The sequence below is a fragment of the Ferrimonas balearica DSM 9799 genome (genome assembly GCF_000148645.1).
GTDB classification, from domain to species: domain Bacteria; phylum Pseudomonadota; class Gammaproteobacteria; order Enterobacterales; family Shewanellaceae; genus Ferrimonas; species Ferrimonas balearica.
The window spans coordinates 4,043,940-4,061,947 of record NC_014541.1 but is presented as its reverse complement, the minus strand read 5'-3'; the positions used below and the strand labels follow the sequence as shown (position 1 = coordinate 4,061,947).

At 61.9% G+C, this 18,008-nt stretch carries 16 protein-coding genes; 9 read left to right on the top strand and 7 right to left on the bottom strand.

The window, feature by feature from the left end:
* Positions 1–13 precede the first annotated feature (13 nt).
* From mobA to FBAL_RS18385, 4 genes are read right to left on the bottom strand one after another with little or no spacing between them, the layout of a single operon-like run.
* On the bottom strand, positions 14–607 hold the full coding sequence (mobA, locus tag FBAL_RS18400) for a molybdenum cofactor guanylyltransferase MobA (protein WP_013347106.1): 594 nt from the start codon (positions 605–607) through the stop codon (positions 14–16).
* Positions 604–1,281, bottom strand: coding sequence for an energy-coupling factor ABC transporter ATP-binding protein (locus FBAL_RS18395; RefSeq protein ID WP_013347105.1), 678 nt, complete (start codon positions 1,279–1,281; stop codon positions 604–606). The genes mobA and FBAL_RS18395 overlap by 4 nt, the downstream gene beginning before the upstream one ends.
* Positions 1,282–1,283: 2 nt before the next feature.
* The gene (locus FBAL_RS18390) at positions 1,284–1,994 is read right to left on the bottom strand and encodes an ABC transporter permease (RefSeq protein WP_013347104.1); all 711 of its coding nucleotides are present in this window, start codon (positions 1,992–1,994) and stop codon (positions 1,284–1,286) included.
* On the bottom strand, positions 1,991–2,800 hold the full coding sequence (locus FBAL_RS18385; RefSeq protein ID WP_013347103.1) for an ABC transporter substrate-binding protein: 810 nt from the start codon (positions 2,798–2,800) through the stop codon (positions 1,991–1,993). The genes FBAL_RS18390 and FBAL_RS18385 overlap by 4 nt, the downstream gene beginning before the upstream one ends.
* Before the next feature lie 245 nt (positions 2,801–3,045).
* Between FBAL_RS18385 and FBAL_RS18380 the strand changes: the two genes are divergently transcribed.
* Positions 3,046–4,413, top strand: coding sequence for a sigma-54-dependent transcriptional regulator (locus FBAL_RS18380; protein WP_013347102.1), 1,368 nt, complete (start codon positions 3,046–3,048; stop codon positions 4,411–4,413).
* Positions 4,407–6,485: a sensor histidine kinase gene (locus tag FBAL_RS18375; protein ID WP_013347101.1), complete on the top strand. Its 2,079-nt coding sequence runs from the start codon at positions 4,407–4,409 to the stop codon at positions 6,483–6,485. Before FBAL_RS18380 ends, FBAL_RS18375 begins: the two co-directional genes overlap by 7 nt.
* A gap of 44 nt (positions 6,486–6,529) precedes the next feature.
* Here FBAL_RS18375 and FBAL_RS18370 read toward each other — a convergent pair whose 3' ends face one another.
* The 3 genes from FBAL_RS18370 to FBAL_RS18360 all read right to left on the bottom strand — a co-directional run bounded on the left by FBAL_RS18370 (position 6,530) and on the right by FBAL_RS18360 (position 10,393).
* The gene (locus FBAL_RS18370) at positions 6,530–8,041 is read right to left on the bottom strand and encodes a hypothetical protein (RefSeq protein ID WP_013347100.1); all 1,512 of its coding nucleotides are present in this window, start codon (positions 8,039–8,041) and stop codon (positions 6,530–6,532) included.
* Between the two features lie 616 nt (positions 8,042–8,657).
* Positions 8,658–9,563, bottom strand: coding sequence for a helix-turn-helix transcriptional regulator (locus FBAL_RS18365; protein WP_013347099.1), 906 nt, complete (start codon positions 9,561–9,563; stop codon positions 8,658–8,660).
* Positions 9,560–10,393, bottom strand: coding sequence for a formate dehydrogenase accessory sulfurtransferase FdhD (locus FBAL_RS18360; RefSeq protein WP_013347098.1), 834 nt, complete (start codon positions 10,391–10,393; stop codon positions 9,560–9,562). The genes FBAL_RS18365 and FBAL_RS18360 overlap by 4 nt, the downstream gene beginning before the upstream one ends.
* A 279-nt stretch (positions 10,394–10,672) precedes the next feature.
* On the opposite strand from FBAL_RS18360, the gene FBAL_RS18355 reads away from it, so the two are divergent.
* The 7 genes from FBAL_RS18355 to fdh3B all read left to right on the top strand — a co-directional run bounded on the left by FBAL_RS18355 (position 10,673) and on the right by fdh3B (position 18,008).
* The gene (locus FBAL_RS18355) at positions 10,673–11,128 is read left to right on the top strand and encodes a DUF3305 domain-containing protein (RefSeq protein ID WP_013347097.1); all 456 of its coding nucleotides are present in this window, start codon (positions 10,673–10,675) and stop codon (positions 11,126–11,128) included.
* Positions 11,128–11,748 carry a DUF3306 domain-containing protein gene (locus FBAL_RS18350; protein WP_013347096.1) on the top strand — a complete coding sequence of 207 codons (621 nt, stop codon included), beginning with the start codon at positions 11,128–11,130 and terminating at the stop codon, positions 11,746–11,748. Before FBAL_RS18355 ends, FBAL_RS18350 begins: the two co-directional genes overlap by 1 nt.
* Positions 11,749–11,920: 172 nt before the next feature.
* Positions 11,921–13,609, top strand: a complete 1,689-nt coding sequence (locus FBAL_RS18345; protein WP_013347095.1) for a 4Fe-4S binding protein — start codon at positions 11,921–11,923, stop codon at positions 13,607–13,609.
* 12 nt (positions 13,610–13,621) lie between these two features.
* Entirely contained in the window at positions 13,622–14,248 is a 627-nt protein-coding gene (locus tag FBAL_RS18340; protein ID WP_013347094.1) for a TorD/DmsD family molecular chaperone, read from the top strand.
* Between the two features lie 93 nt (positions 14,249–14,341).
* Entirely contained in the window at positions 14,342–14,536 is a 195-nt protein-coding gene (locus tag FBAL_RS18335) for a twin-arginine translocation signal domain-containing protein (protein ID WP_013347093.1), read from the top strand.
* A gap of 11 nt (positions 14,537–14,547) precedes the next feature.
* A complete protein-coding gene (locus FBAL_RS18330; RefSeq protein ID WP_013347092.1) occupies positions 14,548–17,412 on the top strand; it encodes a molybdopterin-dependent oxidoreductase in 2,865 nt (954 codons plus the stop codon).
* A 14-nt stretch (positions 17,413–17,426) separates the two neighbouring features.
* Positions 17,427–18,008 (top strand): formate dehydrogenase FDH3 subunit beta, encoded by a 582-nt coding sequence (gene fdh3B, locus FBAL_RS18325; RefSeq protein ID WP_013347091.1) that lies wholly within the window; start codon positions 17,427–17,429, stop codon positions 18,006–18,008.

Below are 18,008 nucleotides of genomic sequence, written 5' to 3'. Positions count from 1 at the left end.
CTCATCTGTGCTTTCAGGGCAGCAGCTGTTGCTCCAGCTCCTGGCGTTGTTCAGGGGTATTGATGTTGGCAAAGGCGTCGGCGGCGCCGTGGAACACGCAGCGGGCGACCTTATGTTGGCCATACCAGAGGTCAATCTTACGATCCCCGGCAGCCAGAAACTGCTCGATGGATCCCAATAACTCCCGTTTCAGCAGAATCACCACCGGGTGCTCGCGCTCGTCGTCGCAGGCCACGGCAGCGTCTGCCTCTTCCGCTTCGAGGGCGGCCAGAAGGCGGTGTGCCAGGTCGGCCGGCAGCTTCGGCGTGTCGCAGGGGCAGATCAGCACCAACGGGGTAGTGGCGCGGTTCATCGCAACGGCCATGCCCGCCATCGGGCCCATAAAGCCCGGCAGCTCATCGGCGTGTACCGGCAGGCCCAGCTCGGCGTACTGCTGCTGGTTGCGGTTGGCGATGATCATGGTGGTCATGCCGGGTTGCTGAACCCGGTTAAGTACGTGTCGAATCATGGGCTGGCCGGCAACCGGGATCAGCCCTTTGTCGTCGCCACCCATGCGGCGCGCCTGGCCACCGGCCAGTACGGCCAGAGTGATGTCGTTCAGTGTCATGCGCGGGCTTCCTCTTGGTCCGCTTCGCGGAGACAGACCAAGCCTTGGTTTTCCAGAATCCAGTGCTCTTCGCACCGGTCGGTCAGTTCGGTTTGCTGGTGGCTGGTGATGATCAGGCCACAACCCTGTTGGTAGAGCTGGTCCACCATCTCGGTGATCAGTCGCAGTGAGTCCGGGTCAAGGTTAGCACTGGGTTCATCCAGCAGCAGGAACCGCGGGTTCAGCACCCAGGCCCGGGCCAGCGCCAGACGCTGGCGCTCACCGCCGGACAGCACCTGAGCCGGACGTTCGGTCAGGTGGTCGAGGCGAGCCAGACTGAGGGCCTCACGGATCCGCTCATCACGCTCATTCACCGACAGAGCCAGGTGATTGAGACCATAGGCCAAATTGTCCCACACACTGCCGTCAAACAGGTAGGGGCTTTGATGCAGGTACACCACCTGCCCAAGGGGCGAGCCATCACGGCGCCAGCGGCGACTCGGTGCGCCATCCAGACGCACTTTGCCGCGGGTCGGCCTGGCCAGGCCGGCCAGCACCTTCATCAGCGTGGTTTTGCCAACGCCATTGGGGCCCTTCAGCCAGATCCGCTGGTGCCCGGTCAGCACCAGTTCGGGGATCCGGAACAGCAGTCGTTGGTCGAAGCGCATCTCCAGCGCAGTCGCGGTCAGTTGCATGGTTATCCTCGACGCAGGCCTTCCTGCTGATTACGCAGGGTGCCAAGGGAGAAGTTGATGATCAGGGCCAGGATCAGCAGTACCGTGCCCAAAGCTGCGGCCTGGGCAAATTCGCCTTTACTGGTTTCCAGCGCAATGGCGGTGGGGATATTACGGGTCACATTGTGGATGTTTCCCCCCACCAGCATGGAGGCGCCCACCTCGGTGATGATGCGGCTGAACGCGGCGATCACCGCCACCAGCAGCGGTGCGCGCAGCTCGTGGCACAGGGTAAAGAAAGCCCGATGGCGCGGCGCACCGAGGGTACGCGCGGTTTCCCACGCCCGCCAGTCGCCGCTGGCAAAGGCGCCGTAGCTCAGCGACACCAACACCGGCATCGCCAGAAACACCTGAGCCAGCACCATGGCGTTCTGGGTGAACAGCCAGCGTAGGTCGCCCATCACCCCCTGGCGGAACAGCAACAGGTAGGTGATCAGGCCCACCACCACAGTGGGGATCGCCTGCAGGGTCTGGAACAGGGAGATCACGGTGCCCCGGCCCGGGAAGCGGGTCACGGCAAGGGCAAAGCCGAGCAGGATGCTGGGCAGCAGAATAAAGGCCAGAGCGCGCAGAGACACGCTGAAAGAGACACCGATGATGGCCCACACATCCGGGTCAAAACTCAGCAGCAGCGAGAGCCCCTGCTGGAAAACGGAAAACATGCCTTCGTTCATTCAGTGGCCTTGTAAGTGGCCCGGAACAGTTGCTCGCCCGAGACCTTGAAGTCGTTGATCATTTGTTGGCCTTTCTCACTGACCAGCCAGTCACTGAGCGCTTCGGCGCCGGCGTGGTTGAGGTCAGGGTAGGTGGTGGTGTTGATAAGGATGACCTGGTAAGGGTTCATCAGGTTGGCGTCGCCCTGATAGAGCACCGCCAGATTCAGTTTGTCCTTGAAGGCCAGATAGGTGCCCCGGTCTGCCAGCAGATAGCCCTGCATCTCGCTGGCGGTCAGCAGGGCCGGACCCATGCCCTGGCCGATGGCGGAGTAGCCGGTAAAGTTGGTGTTGACCCGGGCGGCCCGCCACAGTGCCAACTCCTTGATGTGGGTACCGGATTCGTCGCCGCGGGACACAAAGGGGGCCTGGGCGTCGTGAATCCTGCGCATGGCGTCGGCGGCGCTGCGAGCGGAGGCCACATCGGCCGGGTCGCTGGCCGGGCCGAGCAGAATAAAATCATTGACCATCAATTGTCGCGGCAGACGGCCAAAACCGTCCTCGACGAATTTCGCCTCGGCGGAGGGGGCGTGGGTCATCACCACGTCCACATCGCCATTGCGGCCATGGCGCAGGGCCTTGCCGGTGCCGGTGGCGATCACCTGCACGGAGTAGCCGCTCGCTTTCTCAAATTCCGGCAGCAGGTAGGCCAGCAGCCCGGAGTTGTCGGTGCTGGTGGTGGTGGCCAGTCGCACCGGCTCATTCGCCAGGGCCAGGCCAGGCATCAGCGCCAGCAGCAGCAACACTTTTGAGAGTGTACGTTTCATCCGTTTTCCATTTGACAGCCCCTTCGCAGAGGGTGAGTGCCACGTTGTTGAAGCCATTGTGGTGGGGCAAAAAGCTGCAAGGATAATGCCAATCACTTTTATAAGGGGGATTTTTGCCGGTGATCACACTTTCCAGCTGGCTAATAGGGTCAAAATGACGCACCTTAACGATACTGGTGGGCAAATTGACCCTTAGGGGACAATTTGTACCAATACAATTTCTGAATTCGGAGGCCCACAGCGGTATGGTCGACAAGATTCCAGCCTCGACAGCCATGTCAGTCCTGGTGGTGGACGATGAGTCCGGCATGCGTTCATTCCTTAAGAAAGCATTGAGTAAACGCTTTGCCCTGGTTGAGGTTGCCGGCAGTGTTGAGGAAGCGGAGCAACTGCGCAGCCGTTGCCACTTTGACCTGCTGATTGTGGACATCAGTCTGCCCGGCCGGGATGGCATCGAATGGCACGAAGCGTTGGACATGGACACCCGTCGTTCCGACGTGATCTTTATGACCGGTTTTGCCGATATGGAAACTGCCATCCGAGCCCTGCGCGCCGGAGCCGTCGACTTTATCCTGAAGCCGTTCCGGCTTGAGCAGATGATGCAGGCGGTGGACCGCTGCATCGAGCGCCGCCTGTTGCGGCGGGAAAATCTGCTGCTGCGTCGGGAAGTGGCTCACACCCACCCCAACACCATCATTGGCAACAGCGCCGCCATGGCGGAAGTGAAGTCGGTGATTGGCCGGGTGGCGGCCACCAATGCGGTGGTGCTGATTGAGGGCGAATCCGGTACCGGCAAAGAGCTGGTGGCGCGTTCACTGCACCAGATGTCGGGCCGCAGCGGCTCCTTTGTGGCGGTGAACTGTGGCGCCATCGCGCCGGAACTGCTGGAGAGCGAACTGTTTGGCCACGTCGCCGGGGCCTTTACCGGTGCCCGCGGTGCCCGTGAGGGTCTGTTCAGTTTTGCCTCCGGCGGCACCATCTTCCTGGATGAAATTGGCGAGATGCCGCTGCAGATGCAGACGGCACTGCTGCGGGTGCTGGAGCAGCGCACCATCCGTCCGGTGGGCTCAGAGAAGGAGTCACCGGTGGACGTGCGGGTGGTGGCGGCCACCAACCGTGAGCTGCAGCTGGAAGTGGAGGAGGGGCGTTTCCGTCGCGACCTGTACTACCGCCTGAACGTGCTCAATATCCGCATCCCCAGCCTGAAAGAGCGACCGGAAGACGTGGTCGACCTGGTGCACTTCTTTACCCGTCAGCTGGCCACCGAACTGGGCCTGCGCGAGGTGGCCTGGAGCCACGAAGATCTGCAGGTGATGCAGCGCTACGACTGGCCCGGCAACATCCGCGAACTGCGTAACCTGGTGGAGCGTTGCCTGCTGCTGGGCAAACCGCCGGCGGAGTACTGGCGCAGCCAGGAGACGCCGGTGGCTGAAGCGCCCGCCGGTGCTGGTTACCCGGATGATATGGAGCTCAAAGAGGTGGAACGCCTGCACGTGCTTCAGGTGGTGGCGGCTCAGGAGGGCAACAAGTCCGCGGCCGCCCGGGTGCTGGGGGTGTCGCGCAAGACCCTGGATCGCAAGTTTAAAGAGTGGGGTCAGGAAGGCGGATGCTGAAACGCTGGCGCCATCAGTTCACCAATGACGTCAAGGTGATGACCAGCACGGTGCGCTATCGCCTGCTGGTGCTGATGCTGTTGCCGGTGCTGGTCACCCTGGCCAGCCTGGTCTTCATCACCATCTACTGGAACGTCACCTACACCGGCAAGCAGCTGTTTATGAAGGTGCGGGCCGATTTGGCTGTGGCCCAGGGGGTGCTGGCCAATCAGGCCGAGGCGCAGGAGCGCGCCCTGCGCCAGACCCAGCACGCCTGGGACTTTACCCAGCTTATCCAGTCGCTGCAGTACTCCGATCGCTCACTGAACCGCCTGCTGGAAGCCCATCGGGACCGCCTTGGCTTGGATTTTCTGCGCCTGGTCAGCCTGGAGGACGCGCTGGCGGACGCCAAGCTGCGCCAGCTTATCCCGGATGAGGATGACGACGCCCGTTCCGGTTTGCAGGTGTTGTCCCGTAAGCAGATGCTGCGCATCAGTCCGTCGCTGGCGCGGCTGGCCTCGATGCGACTGAAGCCGACCCCCATGGCCCCCCAACCCCGCGAAGGGTTTGAGCAGCGGGGCATGGTGATCCGCAGCCTGATCCCGGTGGTGGGGCCCAATGGGGAGCGGATTGGCTACCTCGATGGCGGCGCCCTGATGAACCACAACACCGAACTGGTGGATAACATCAAGGCGCTGACCTACGCCGATGGCACCCTGCCCAGCCGGGCCCGGGGGGCGGTGACGCTGTTTCTCGACAATGTGCGCATCAGTACCAACGTGCCGGACGGTGAGAATGGCCGGGCCGTGGGCACCCTGGTGTCGGAGCAGGTGCGCCTTAAGGTGCTGGAACAGGGCAATTTGTGGGTGGACCGGGCGTTTGTGTTTAACGACTGGTACATCTCCGCTTACGCGCCGCTGCTGGACACCAAAGGCGAGCGTATCGGCATGATCTACACCGGATTTACCGAAGGGCCCTTTGTCCTCAACTACCTGATCAACATCATCGAGATGGGCACCATCCTGCTGCTGGTGATGCTGGGCTCGGGTCTGGCGGTGTACCGGGGGGCGTCGGGCCTGCTCAAGCCCATTGATCGGATCCACACCGTGGTGCGTGAGGTGCAGGAGGGGCGCAACCGCCGCATCGGCGACCTCGGCCTTGACCCTGCCAATGAGCTGGCCCAGCTCGGTCGCCAGTTTGACCTGATGCTGGACCAGCTGCAGGAGCGCAACCAGCAGATCCAGGCCGCGGCGTCCCAGCTTGAGCAGAAGGTGGAGGAGCGAACCTTCAGCCTGAAGCAGCGCACTCGGGAGCTGAAGCGCAATATCCGCCTGCTGGAGGAGACCCGTCAGCAGATGGTGACCAACGAAAAGCTGGTGGCACTGGGGGAACTGACCGCGGGCATCGCCCACGAGATCAACAACCCGACGGCGGTGATCCTGGGCAACATTGAGCTGATTAAGATGGAGCTGAGCGATCAGGACCACGACCTCAACGAGGAGATTGAGCTGATCGTCCAGCAGGTGCAGCGCATCAACAGCATCATTCAGTCGCTGTTGCAGTACTCCCGCCCCGGGGATCTGGCGATGCCGCTGGAGCGTCAGCCGGTCAACCCGATTCTGGAGGAGATGCTGGTGCTGGTGCGCCACTCACTGCGCAAGCAGATGGTGGATGTGGAGCTGGATCTGGGCGCCAGTGCGCTGGTTGAGGTGAATCGCCAACAGCTGCTGCAGGTGCTGATCAACCTGGTAGTAAACGCCGCCCACGCGCTGGAAGGCGCGGGTCAGGTTCGGGTGGCCAGTGGTGACTGGATGGATGGTGACCAGCCCAAAGGGGTGTGGATCACCGTGGCCGATGATGGCTGTGGCATCGCCCCTGAGGTGCTGTCTCGGATCTTCGACCCGTTCTTTACCACCCGTAAGCAGGGCACCGGGCTGGGGCTGGCGTTGAGCTACGGCATCATCCGCCGCTTTGGGGGCTTGCTGGAGGTGGAGTCGGAGCTGGGCAAAGGCTCGGTGTTCACCATCAAACTGCCGATGCAGTGTCCGGCGATGTCGGAACCTCAGGGCGTGCAGTTGAGCGTGCGCTCCTGAGACAAAAGGCCCCACCAATCGGTGGGGCCTTTTCTATGGTGGGTTCACTCGTCCTCGTCTTCGTACTCGTCATCCTCATCGTCGCCGCCATGCCAATCGCGGACATACTGCTCCAGCGCTTTGACGCCGGGCGTCGCTGCGCCGTAGTGGCGGGCGATGGCCGGCAACAGCGATTCATCAACAAAGAGTTCGTGGTCGAGGTCCAGCGCTTCCACGTAGCGGGTCAGCAGCGGCAGGTACTCCGCTCGGGCGGTCGTCGCCAATGCCTCGGCCACATGGCACAGGGCGGCGTGACCGGCGTTGAGATCGTCGTACAGCATCTCATCCAGAGCGATAAAGGGTTCCAGCATCGCGGCCAGTTTGGCGTGGTGTTCGGCGGCCACCCGCTGGAAAAACGCGGCCTGATCGGTGGGGCTGCCATCACTGCTCATCAGGGCAAAGGCAAATCGCTGGCCGCGACGCTGGCGGGCGATGTCGTCACAGGCCTGACCCATCTGGCGCAATGAGCGCAGGTCGTCATCGCCGACAAACACCGGGATGCGGCCTTCGAGATCGCGATCAAACCGGGCCAGCGGGGTCCATTCATATTGCGGTACCGGCGCATCGCCGAACGTCTGCATTTCGCCGTTGGGCAGGATTCGGAGGTGCTGGCCGTCCTCAAAGTGCAGACAGAGGGTATCGTCCTGCCAGTACAGCTCGGTCAGCCGTTCGAACAGGTCGCCCAGCGCTTTGCGGTAGTCGTCGTCGAGCTCCGCTTCGGGGTCGAGCAGCAGGTCGGCGTCGGCATAGCACTGCTCCAGTGCGGCGCGGTCAAAGCGGCGGGTTGTTATCCGGCCCTGATCGGAGAGGTCGTCCAGCTGGAACCGCGCCAGGCACAGCACCAGTTCCGGCTCACCGGCCTCGTTGCTGACAATGGGTTGGCGACCCCAGTCCAGCATCACCCCCAGATTTTGCTTGGGGTTGAGCGCGGGCAGGCAGTAATCATCATTGGCATTGCCCAGGCCAGGCAGCTCGCGGAACTCCGCTTCGCCGGTGGCCAGGTTGAGCTGGAAAAAGGCCTGCTCTGCGGGTGCATCGAAACCGAAGTTGGCTTCGCAGTCGTAGAACCAGAGCTGGTCGGGGTAAGGCGCGAAAATCTGGCGGAGCGACAGGTCCAGCTGGGTAAATACCTCCCGGTCGGGCAGTTCGAAGCGCTTGAGCTGGGTTAGGGTCATGGCATCGAGGATCTCCAGTACGTCGACGTTGTAATGGTCTTCGTCGGCGTAAGCCACCTGGATGGTGCGGCCATCGTCGGCCACCCGGGCCCCAATGCGAATGCTGGCGGCCAGCTTCTGCTCGGCGATGCGGTTGCGAGTGGGCAGGTGATACAGCTCAAATCGGCCGTCCCAGTCCGCCACCACCATATGGTCGTTATCCACCATCTCCAGCAGGACCAGCGGCGCACTGTGGCGCCAGGTCAGGTGCCAGATCACCCGCTCCAGACCGTCCTCTCCGGTCTCCAGCACCAGCACGGTGGGGGTGGGATCGGTCACGCCAGATTCAATTCGATACTGCATACAAACTCCTGTCATGTCGCCGTCAGCTTACGCCAGCACAGAGGCTAAAACGTCGACATAACAGACGTTTGAATGAAATCCATGGCAAAAAATAGGTTCTTCGCGGATTAGCGAGGCAAGAAGATAGGAGCGACATCTCCAAGAAAATGCCTCTTGAGGACTTTGTGCTGTTTCCGAATTGGAATGAGCACCCAACTATCACGGCGAAGCCGTCCACCAAAGGCCGACTCGCGGCGCCGAGCGGGAGCGACTGGGAGTGAAGCCGAGGGCCAGGGAAGGCCCGAGTGCCAGTCGAGCAGGGGTGAACGCCGAGAGGCGTGAACGCGGAGCCATGGAGGGCGAAGCCGGACTTTTGAAAAGGACATGGAAAGGCCTTTTCATAAAGCGAGTCTGGCCAGTGCTGAACGTGAAGGAGTGGGAGCGAGGGGCTGTCGCCGCGTCGGAGGCAGGGGTGTCAAGAGCGGGGCGCGCAGCCGGGCAACGCCCTTCTGGTGCCCGCCGGGGCATCCCGGCAACGGCTCGGTAGGTGGCAACAGGCCTGGAGCCAAGACTCCCACGGAAATATGGGATAAACAAAAAAAACGGGCTCAATTGAGCCCGTCGGGGAGGGAGCCGGTCAGACCGGACTCCAGATCAACTTGCCGCTGTCGGTCAGGTCATAGCCGCCAAGGCGCTGGGCCTGAGACAGGGTGTCCGGACTCTGCATCACCGAGAACAGCTGCTGCAGGTGCTGGCGGAAGTAGACGCCCTGGGGCATCACCAGATCGAACGATTCGCGACCCAGAGGCACAAACGCCAGTCCCATCTCGCCGGCGATGCCGTGGCAACCGAAGCCGAAGTCCGCTTCACCGCGGGCCACCGAGGCGGCCAGTTCGCGCTCACTGAAGGCGGTGCCGACGATATTGAGGTCGGTGCCCGCCATGCCGCGCTCGGCCAGCCAGTTGTCGAAGTGGTAACGGGCACCGGCGCCCTCCTGGCGGGTCAGCCAGCGGTAGCGCAGAGACAGTGCCTGCTCGACATCCTGACCCAGGTGCAGGTGTTCGTTACGCATCAGCAGGCCAAACTCGCGGCTGGCGGCGTGCACCATGACCCACTGCTTGTGCAGGGCATGGCGCTTGAGCAGCGCCGGGTGGCGCAGGTCACGCTCGGATTCATTGCCCCAGTGCAGGCAGCAGATGTCTGCCAGACCCTGGGCCAGCAGGGAGAGGCCGAGGCCGGAGCTGGTGGCGGAGTAGTTCACCAGGCCGCTGCTGCCGATGCGTTGGCTGACCCGGCCCACCACCCAGTGCAGCAGAGGGTCATCGGAACCGGTGATGATCAGGCGGTCAGACAGCATGCCGCTGTGGCAGGACTCCATCACCCAGCGGTCGATCAGGGTTTTGGGGAACAGCCATTTGCCGGTGATCTTGGTGCCCGGCAACTGGCGCTCGTTGGCCATGGCGTACACCTTCTTCTCGTTGAGATCGAGGTAGTCCGCCACCTGCTTGGCGTTCATAAACAGGTTATCAGTGCTCTGGGTCATGCCTCGGCTCCGTCAAATTCGATGGTTTCGGCGCCGTGGTAAACCAGGAAGTGCCGTCCTTTGGCGCGGGCAATCATGGTGATGCCCAGTTGGGTGGCCAGGCTCAGGCCCATTTCGGTCACGCCGGAGCGGGACAGCAGCACGGGAATGCCCATCTTGGCCACTTTGATCACCATCTCCGAGGTCAGTCGGCCGGTGGTGTAGAAGATCTTGTCGCCACCGTCGATCCCCTCCAGCCACATCTCACCGGCCAGGGTATCGACTGCGTTGTGGCGGCCCACGTCCTCAACGAAGCTGAGGATGCGGTCACCTTCGCAGATGCCACAACCGTGTACGGCACCGGCATTCTTGTAGGTGTCGTTGTACTGGCTGAGGTTTTTGAGCAGAGCGTAGATGCCACTCTGGGTCAGCGACGGTGTGGGCAACCGGATGTCGTCGATGCCGGCGGTAAAGCTGCCGAAGACCGTGCCCTGGCCGCAGCCACTGGTGACGGTTTTCTCCTCCAGCTTTTTCTCGACATGGCTGACGTCCTCCTTGGTGATCACCGCCGCGGAGTTGACCTCCCAATCGACGATGACCGACTCCACCCGTTCGATGTCGCTGATAAAGCCCTGGTTTTTCAGGTAACCCAGAGCCAGCGCTTCCGGCCGGGCGCCCAGGGTCATCAGGGTGACGATGGGTTGCCAGTTAAGGTAAAGGGTCAGCGGTCGCTCGCAGGCGATCTGCTTTTCCTGGATCTGTCCCTTTTCGTCCACCGCGGTCACCGCAATGGTCAGGGGCGCTTCCGCATGGGTGCGGGTGAGGCGGGGGCGTTTCACGGTCGTGGTCATTCAATAACTTGCCAAGGGATCTAAACTCAGTTTAAGGAAATGCAAAACCTGTTCCAGCTGAGAATGGCCCTGACAGTGAGATCCGGATCACCTCTGCAGCGACTCAGTGCCCCAAGCTGTCCCACTGGCCAAGGACAAATTGTCCCAATGGGGACAAAAAGCGTGAACGGGATCATCCTGTGGCGATGGTTTTAAGATGGAACAATACTTGCAGTGGACGGAGCAGTTAGGATTCCCGGTGGCCTTGGGCCCCAATCCACATCGACACGGGAGCGTGGAATGCAACACAGCGAATCGATCTGGCCTTTATACGTCACCCTGAAAGCCAAACAGGTGACCGTCGGCCGCTGGACTCAGACCAACTACGAGGTTGATAGCCTGCTGCCGGCTTCCGGTGAAAAGCCGGAGGGGGCACATCTGGTGGCGATTGAACTGTTCCTGGATGAGCGCGCCAACTACCGCCTGAACCTGGACCTGGACAATCCCAAGCTGTTCATCATCTGTGATGACAAGGGCGATGGGGTGCCGGTGCCGATGTCGGTGACCGCCAACCAGAACATCGCCGCGGGTGCGCTGGAGGGTGACACTCCGGTGCTGACCTGCGCCATTCCGGAAGCGATCGGCTGCTGGATTGAGTCCTTTATCACCCGTCACGGCGAAGCGCCGATCCAGGCTCATCGCCGCAAGCACATCGACGTCCGCGGTGAAGTGAAAGCCCGTGGGGAGGGTGCCTGATGAGCTTTCTGTCCCGCTGGCAACAGCGTAAGGCCGAGGTCGCCAAGGAGGCCGAAGAGGCCGAACTGGTCCGCGACACGGTTGAGCCAGTCGATGATGCTGAGCCCACTGCCGAGGCGGCTGCCCCGGTTGAGGGGCAAACCGAAGCCCAGGTGGAGGCCGCTGCCGAAGAGGCTGCTGAGGCCGAGGCATTGCCGGACCCCACCAGCATTGAGCAGGGCGGCAGCTTTGCCGACTACCTCAAGCCCGGGGTTGACCCGACTCAACGCAAAGAGGCGCTGCGCGCGCTGTGGAAACAGCCGCAGTACAACATCCGCGATGGCCTTTGCGAATACGACCTCGACTACGCCGCCCAGCCCAAACTGACCGCTGCAGTGGCGGCGGAAGTGGCCAAGAAGGTATTCCGCCACGTGACCGAAGCGGTGGAGCAGGTGGATGAGGCCGTGGCGCAGCAAGAGACCAAGCTGGAGGCGGCCGATTCCGAGCGCGCCGAGGGCGTGGAACTGGCCCAGGCTGAGTCGGCGCAAACGCCGTCAGAATTACCCAATGTCCGTGAGGATATTGGACAAAATGACCCGCAAGAAGGCGGGGAAACCGAAAGCACTCGGAGTCAGGCGTAATTCAGCCGACTCAAATATCATAAGTGCTGGTACATCCCTTGCTAACTAATAGAGTGAACGCCAGTGGTGAGCATCTGGTGCCCGGGTCAACCGGAAACAAGGGAACGTTGCCAGCCGGGGCGGATTGTCCGCCTCACCGACAACAGAGCAACGACCGACTAGGAAACGTAGAGTGAGCAATAGCCAAATCCCGGTGATGGATCCGGCCCGTGAGCAGAGCCTGGCCCAAGTCACCATGCTGGAGAACCTGATCCCGCAGACGGTCTCCTACAATACCGCCGGCCACCTGTTGATCATCGGGCCGGAAGATTTGATCCGTCTGGCCGCCGCTGAACTGGACGGCATGGCCAGCCGCACTCTGGTGGCCACCGAAGCGGTGACCAGCCAGGACGAAGCCCACCTGGACAAGGTGATGGCTGCCGCCGAAGCCACCGAATCCCTGCCCGCCTACTTCAGCCGTACTGTGTCGCTGAAAGGGTTCCTGGGTCAGTTCCAGGCCTTTATCAAGGTTGATGGCGTTGAGCAGGAACTGGCGCCGGGTGCGGTTCGTCGCCCCCATTACGACCTGGTGCTCGACCTCGGCCAACAGCCGGTCCTGAACCTGGAGCTGCTGCCGCCCGGTTACTTCCACGTGGGTGACGATGCCGACAAGCTGGCCGCGGCCCTGGCGCAACTGCCGCAGCTGATTGGCCAGTTCGACAAGCCGCGCTACGTCAAAGTGAACTACGACATCTGTGCCCACCACTCCAGTGGCATTGATGGCTGCACCCGCTGTCTGAACGTCTGCCCGGCCGACGCCATCGAGAGTGTCGACCACAAGATCACCGTTGATCCGCACCTGTGCCACGGTGCCGGCAGCTGCACCGCCGCCTGCCCGACCGGTGCACTGAGCTACGACCAGCCCACCCCGGCGATCCTCAAGGATTACGTTAAGCGTCTGCTGACCCGCTACCTGGAGCTGTCTGACCAGCGCCCGGCGGTGGTGCTGCACGACGACAGCGCCGGTGAGGCTGCCCTCTCCGCCCTGCGCCAGCTGCCTGGTGGCGTGCTGCCGGTGGCGCTGGAAGAGGTGGCGGTAGCGGGCATCGACAGCTGGCTGGCCACCCTGGCCTGGGGCGCCCGTCAGGTGCTGGTGCTGACCACCGAACAAACCCCGGAAACTCTGCTGACCCTGGTACGCAGTGAGCACGATCTGGTGACCACCCTGCTGCAGGCAGTGGGTGAGCCGGCCGACCGTGTGCGCCTGATCAGCACCGCGGAGCTGGACCAGCTGGACGCCATCCTGGCCGAAAGCGCCGCCTTTGCTGAGCTGCCGATTGCTGCTTTCGGCAAAGACCTGGCCAAACGGGACACCCTGTTTAACGCTCTGGACCACATCAACGGCGCCAGCGCAGGCAGCACCGAGGTGCTGGACCTGCCGCGCGTTCCGTATGGCACCGTCAGCGTCGACGTCGACAAGTGCACCCTGTGCATGAGCTGCGCCGCGCTGTGCCCGAGCCGTGCCCTGATGGACGGTGGCGACAGCCCGGCCCTGAAGTTCACCGAGCAAGCCTGTGTGCAGTGCGGCCTGTGTGAGCGCGCCTGTCCGGAGAAAGCGATTACCCTGACCTCCCGCATCCAGCTCGACCGCGAAGCGCGTCAAACCGAGCAGGTGCTGAAGGAGGAGGAACCGTTCGAGTGTGTGACCTGCGGTAAGCCGTTCGCCACCAAAGCGGTGATTGAGAAGATGACCACCGCGCTGGCGGGCCACAGTGCCTTTGCTGGTGACGCGCTGAATCGTCTGAAAATGTGCGAAGACTGTCGGGTGAAAGACATGTTCACCGACATTCTGAACGATCCCGAAAAGCAACTCCGGGTCTAATTTGAGGTAGTGATGACTGAACAACAAACCACTCGGGTCGTATCTGAACACCAGCAACTTCGCGCGGACATCTACCAGTTGCTGTCAGCCCTGCTGCGCCAGGTGCCGAATCCGGAGCTGATGCAGTTCCTGGCCAATCTGGAGTTGGACGAGGACAACGACAGCGACATGGGCAAGGCCTGGCATGGCCTGAAACTGGCGGCCCAGACCCATCTGGACAGCCAGCTGGACGACGAGTTTTTCAACCTCTTCATCGGCCTGGGTCACGGCGAAGTGATCCCGTACATCAGCTGGTACCTGACCGGTTCCCTGATGGACCAGCCGCTGGCCCTGCTGCGTCAGGACCTGACCCGACTGGGCTTTGCCCGTGAAGAGAACGTGAAAGAGCCTGAGGACCATCTGTCTGCCCTGTGCGAGGTGATGGCGTTTCTGTTGCTGGAAGGCCGGCAGCAGGACCAGATCCCGTTCTGGCAGAAACATTTGGCCCCTTGGGTAGACCAGTTCTTTACCGATCTGGCTGCGGCCAAGCACGCTTCGTTCTATGTCGCGGTAGCGGCACTGGGCCAGGCGTTCTTCGCTGCGGAGAAGGTGGAGTTTGGCAACCTGATCCTGGATGTACAGGTAGAACAGGCCGGCTAAACACCGCCTGTGCCAGACCGGATGGGTAAAGGTTCCGGTGGTGGGGCAGAGGGCTGTTGCCCCACCTAAATCCCTCAACACCTCGGAGGTGTTATGAACGATCGGCAAACCCGATTGGACCGCCGCCGCGCTCTCAAGGCCCTGGGCCTTGGGGCGGGCGCTGTTGCCCTCTCAAGCGGTACGGTTCAGGCTAAAGCAACCCCGGCTGAAGCCACTCCCGACACGAAGCCGTCCGGCTATCGTGAATCCCCCCATGTCCTGGCCTACTACGCCACGTTGCGTAAATAAGGAGGTTAAGGATGAAGCTCACACGTACAGTACCAACCAAAGCATCCACTTCCGATAAGGAGTCGCTTGGACTCAATCGTCGTCAATTCCTGAAAAATGCCGGTGTCACGGCGGGTGGCATCGCCGCCGCCTCCATGCTCGGCAGTGGAATGGTGCGAAAGGCTGAGGCGGCCGAATCGGTGGGTGGCGGTGACGTCAAGACGGTGAAAACCATCTGCTCTCACTGTTCCGTTGGCTGCGGTCTTTACGCCAAGGTGCAGAATGGGATCTGGGTAGACCAGGAACCGGCGTTCGATCACCCCATCAACCGTGGTGGCCATTGCGCCAAGGGCGCTTCGGTGATTCACCACACTCACAGTGAAAAGCGGGTGAAGTACCCGATGAAGCTGAGCGGTGGTAAGTGGACCAAGCTGTCCTGGGATCAGGCGGTCAACGAGATTGGCGACCTGATGCTGAAGATCCGCGAAGAGTCTGGCCCCGATTCCATCTACTTTATGGGCTCGGCCAAGACCAACAACGAGCAATCTTATCTCTACCGCAAATTCGCGGCGATGTGGGGCACCAACAATGTCGACCACTCCGCCCGGATCTGTCACTCCACCACGGTAGCCGGTGTGGCCAACACCTGGGGCTACGGTGCCATGACCAACTCTTACAACGACATGCACAACAGTAAGAGCATGATCTTCATCGGCTCCAACGCCGCTGAAGCGCACCCGGTGGCAATGCAGCACATTCTTACCGCCAAAGAGCGCGGCTCCAAGATGATCGTGGTCGATCCCCGCTTCACCCGTACTGCGGCGCACGCCGACGAGTACGTGCATATCCGACCCGGTACCGACATCCCGTTCGTCTATGGCCTGCTCTGGCACATCTTTGAGAATGGCTGGGAAGACAAAGACTTTATCTCCCGTCGCGTTTGGGGTTTGGACGCCATCCGCGAAGAGGTGAAGAACTACCCGCCGGATGAAGTGGAAAACATCTGCAGCGCCGGCGAGAAACAGGTCTACCGTGTGGCCAAGATGCTGGCGGACAACCGTCCCGGCACCATCGTCTGGTGTATGGGCGGCACCCAGCACACCATCGGTAACGCCAACACCCGGGCTTACTGCATCCTGCAGCTGGCGCTGGGCAACATGGGCGTGTCCGGTGGCGGTGCCAACATCTTCCGTGGCCACGACAACGTGCAGGGCGCCACCGACTTCGGTCTGTTGTTCGACAACCTGCCCGGTTACTACGGCCTGTCCGAAGGGGCCTGGCAGCACTGGTCCCGGGTGTGGGAACTGGATTACGAGTGGGTCAAAGCCCGCTTTGACCAGGGCACCTATCTGGGCAAACAGCCGATGACCTCTGCGGGTATTCCCTGCTCCCGTTGGCATGACGGGGTGATGGAAGACACCGCCAAACTGGGTCAGAAGGACAACGTTCGCCTGGCCTTCTTCCTCGGCCAGTCGGTGAACACCGAAACCCGTGGCCGCGAAGTGCGTGAAGCCCTGAACAAGATGGACGCGGTGGTGGTGGTTGACCCCTATCCGACCATGGCCGGGGTGATGAGCACCCGCACCGATGGCGTCTTCCTGCTGCCGGCAGCCACCCAGTTCGAAACCTACGGGTCGGTCTCCAACTCCAACCGCTCGCTGCAGTGGCGCAGCCAGGTGGTGGAGCCGATGTTCGAGTCCAAGCCGGACCACGAGATCATGTACCTGTTCGCCAAGAAGCTGGGCTTTGCCGACCAGATGTTCAAGAACATCGAGGTGCAGGGCAGCGTGCCGCTGATTGAGGACATCACCCGCGAATACAACCGCGGCATGTGGACCGTGGGCTACACCGGCCAGTCGCCGGAACGCCTCAAGCAGCACCAGGAAAACTGGGGCACCTTCGAGTGGGAAGATCTGCAAGCCAAAGGCGGCCCGTGCAAGGGCGAAACCTACGGCCTGCCGTGGCCCTGCTGGGGCACCCCGGAGCTGAAGCACCCGGGCACTCACATTCTGTACGACACCTCCAAACATGTGATGGAGGGGGGCGGTAACTTCCGTGCCCGCTTCGGTGTGGAGTACGAAGGTGAAAACCTGTTGGCCGATGATCCCGGCTCCGCCGGTAACGACATCGGTGAGGGCTTCCCGGAGTTCACCGCCGAGATGCTGAAGCAGCTGGGGTGGTGGGATGAACTGACCGCCGAAGAGAAGGTGGCAGCCGAAGGCCGCAACTGGAAGACCGACCTGTCCGGCGGCATCCAGCGGGTGGCGATGAAGCATGGCTGTATCCCTTACGGCAATGCGCGGGCCCGTTGTCGGGTCTGGACCTTCCCGGATGAAGTGCCGATTCACCGCGAACCGCTCTATTCACCGCGCCGCGATCTGATGGTCAAGTACCCGAGTTACGAAGACCGCCAGGTAGCGCGACTGCCGACCCTCTACCGCTCCATTCAGGAGAAGGTGATGGCCGAGGATCTGGACAAGAAGTTCCCCATGGTGGTGACGTCCGGACGCCTGGTGGAATACGAAGGGGGCGGCGAGGAGACCCGTTCCAACCCGTGGCTGGCCGAGTTGCAGCAAACCATGTTTGTTGAGATCAACCCGGCGGATGCGGCGGACCGGGGCATCCAGGACGGTGATGCCGTTGTGCTGCACTCACCGGAAGGGCCGAAACTCTATATCCACGCATTGGTGACACAGCGGGTGATCCCGGGCGAATGCTTTATGCCCTATCACTTCGCGGGGATTTTCGAGGGCGAATCGCTGGTGCCCCAGTATCCCGACGGCACGGTGCCATACGTTCAGGGGGAATCGGCCAACACGGCCCTGACCTACGGCTATGACATCGTTACCCAGATGCAGGAGACCAAAGTGTCGCTCTGCCAGATCACCAAGGCTTAAGGACGGGAGTCACTATGGCTACGATGAAATTTCTGTGCGACACCAAGCGCTGCATTGAATGCAACGGTTGTACCGTCGCCTGTAAGAACGCCAACAACAGTGCCCTGGAGTGGGGCATCGCGCGGCGACGCGTGGTGACCATGAACGACGGGGTTGAGGGCAAGGAGGTCTCCATCTCGGTGGCCTGCATGCACTGCTCCGACGCACCCTGCATGGCGGTGTGCCCGGCGGACTGCTTTGAGCAGACTGCCGATGGCATCATTCGCCACAGCAAGGACAAGTGCATCGGGTGCGGTTACTGCCTGTACGCCTGCCCGTTTGGCGCTCCGCAATTCCCGAAACAGACCGCCTTTGGCGCCCGTGGCAAGATGGACAAGTGCACCTTCTGTGCCGGTGGTCCGGATGCCGAACCGGGGTCCGAGAAGGAAGCGCGTCTGTACGGGGCCAACCGCATCGCCGAAGGCAAGCTGCCGTTCTGCGCCGAGGTGTGCTCCACCAAGTCGCTGCTGGCCGGTGACGCCGAAGTGGTGTCCCAGATCTTCCGTCAGCGTGTCGCGGTTCGGGGTGCTGAGGAAGCTGGCTGGGCCAGCAACTGA

Coding starts and splice junctions, on each gene's coding strand:
- mobA (WP_013347106.1), bottom strand. CDS start 607: ATGACACTGAACGACATCACTCTGGCCGTACTGGCCGGTGGCCAGGCG.
- FBAL_RS18395 (WP_013347105.1), bottom strand. CDS start 1,281: ATGCAACTGACCGCGACTGCGCTGGAGATGCGCTTCGACCAACGACTG.
- FBAL_RS18390 (WP_013347104.1), bottom strand. CDS start 1,994: ATGAACGAAGGCATGTTTTCCGTTTTCCAGCAGGGGCTCTCGCTGCTG.
- FBAL_RS18385 (WP_013347103.1), bottom strand. CDS start 2,800: ATGAAACGTACACTCTCAAAAGTGTTGCTGCTGCTGGCGCTGATGCCT.
- FBAL_RS18380 (WP_013347102.1), top strand. CDS start 3,046: ATGGTCGACAAGATTCCAGCCTCGACAGCCATGTCAGTCCTGGTGGTG.
- FBAL_RS18375 (WP_013347101.1), top strand. CDS start 4,407: ATGCTGAAACGCTGGCGCCATCAGTTCACCAATGACGTCAAGGTGATG.
- FBAL_RS18370 (WP_013347100.1), bottom strand. CDS start 8,041: ATGCAGTATCGAATTGAATCTGGCGTGACCGATCCCACCCCCACCGTG.
- FBAL_RS18365 (WP_013347099.1), bottom strand. CDS start 9,563: ATGACCCAGAGCACTGATAACCTGTTTATGAACGCCAAGCAGGTGGCG.
- FBAL_RS18360 (WP_013347098.1), bottom strand. CDS start 10,393: ATGACCACGACCGTGAAACGCCCCCGCCTCACCCGCACCCATGCGGAA.
- FBAL_RS18355 (WP_013347097.1), top strand. CDS start 10,673: ATGCAACACAGCGAATCGATCTGGCCTTTATACGTCACCCTGAAAGCC.
- FBAL_RS18350 (WP_013347096.1), top strand. CDS start 11,128: ATGAGCTTTCTGTCCCGCTGGCAACAGCGTAAGGCCGAGGTCGCCAAG.
- FBAL_RS18340 (WP_013347094.1), top strand. CDS start 13,622: ATGACTGAACAACAAACCACTCGGGTCGTATCTGAACACCAGCAACTT.
- FBAL_RS18335 (WP_013347093.1), top strand. CDS start 14,342: ATGAACGATCGGCAAACCCGATTGGACCGCCGCCGCGCTCTCAAGGCC.
- FBAL_RS18330 (WP_013347092.1), top strand. CDS start 14,548: ATGAAGCTCACACGTACAGTACCAACCAAAGCATCCACTTCCGATAAG.
- fdh3B (WP_013347091.1), top strand. CDS start 17,427: ATGGCTACGATGAAATTTCTGTGCGACACCAAGCGCTGCATTGAATGC.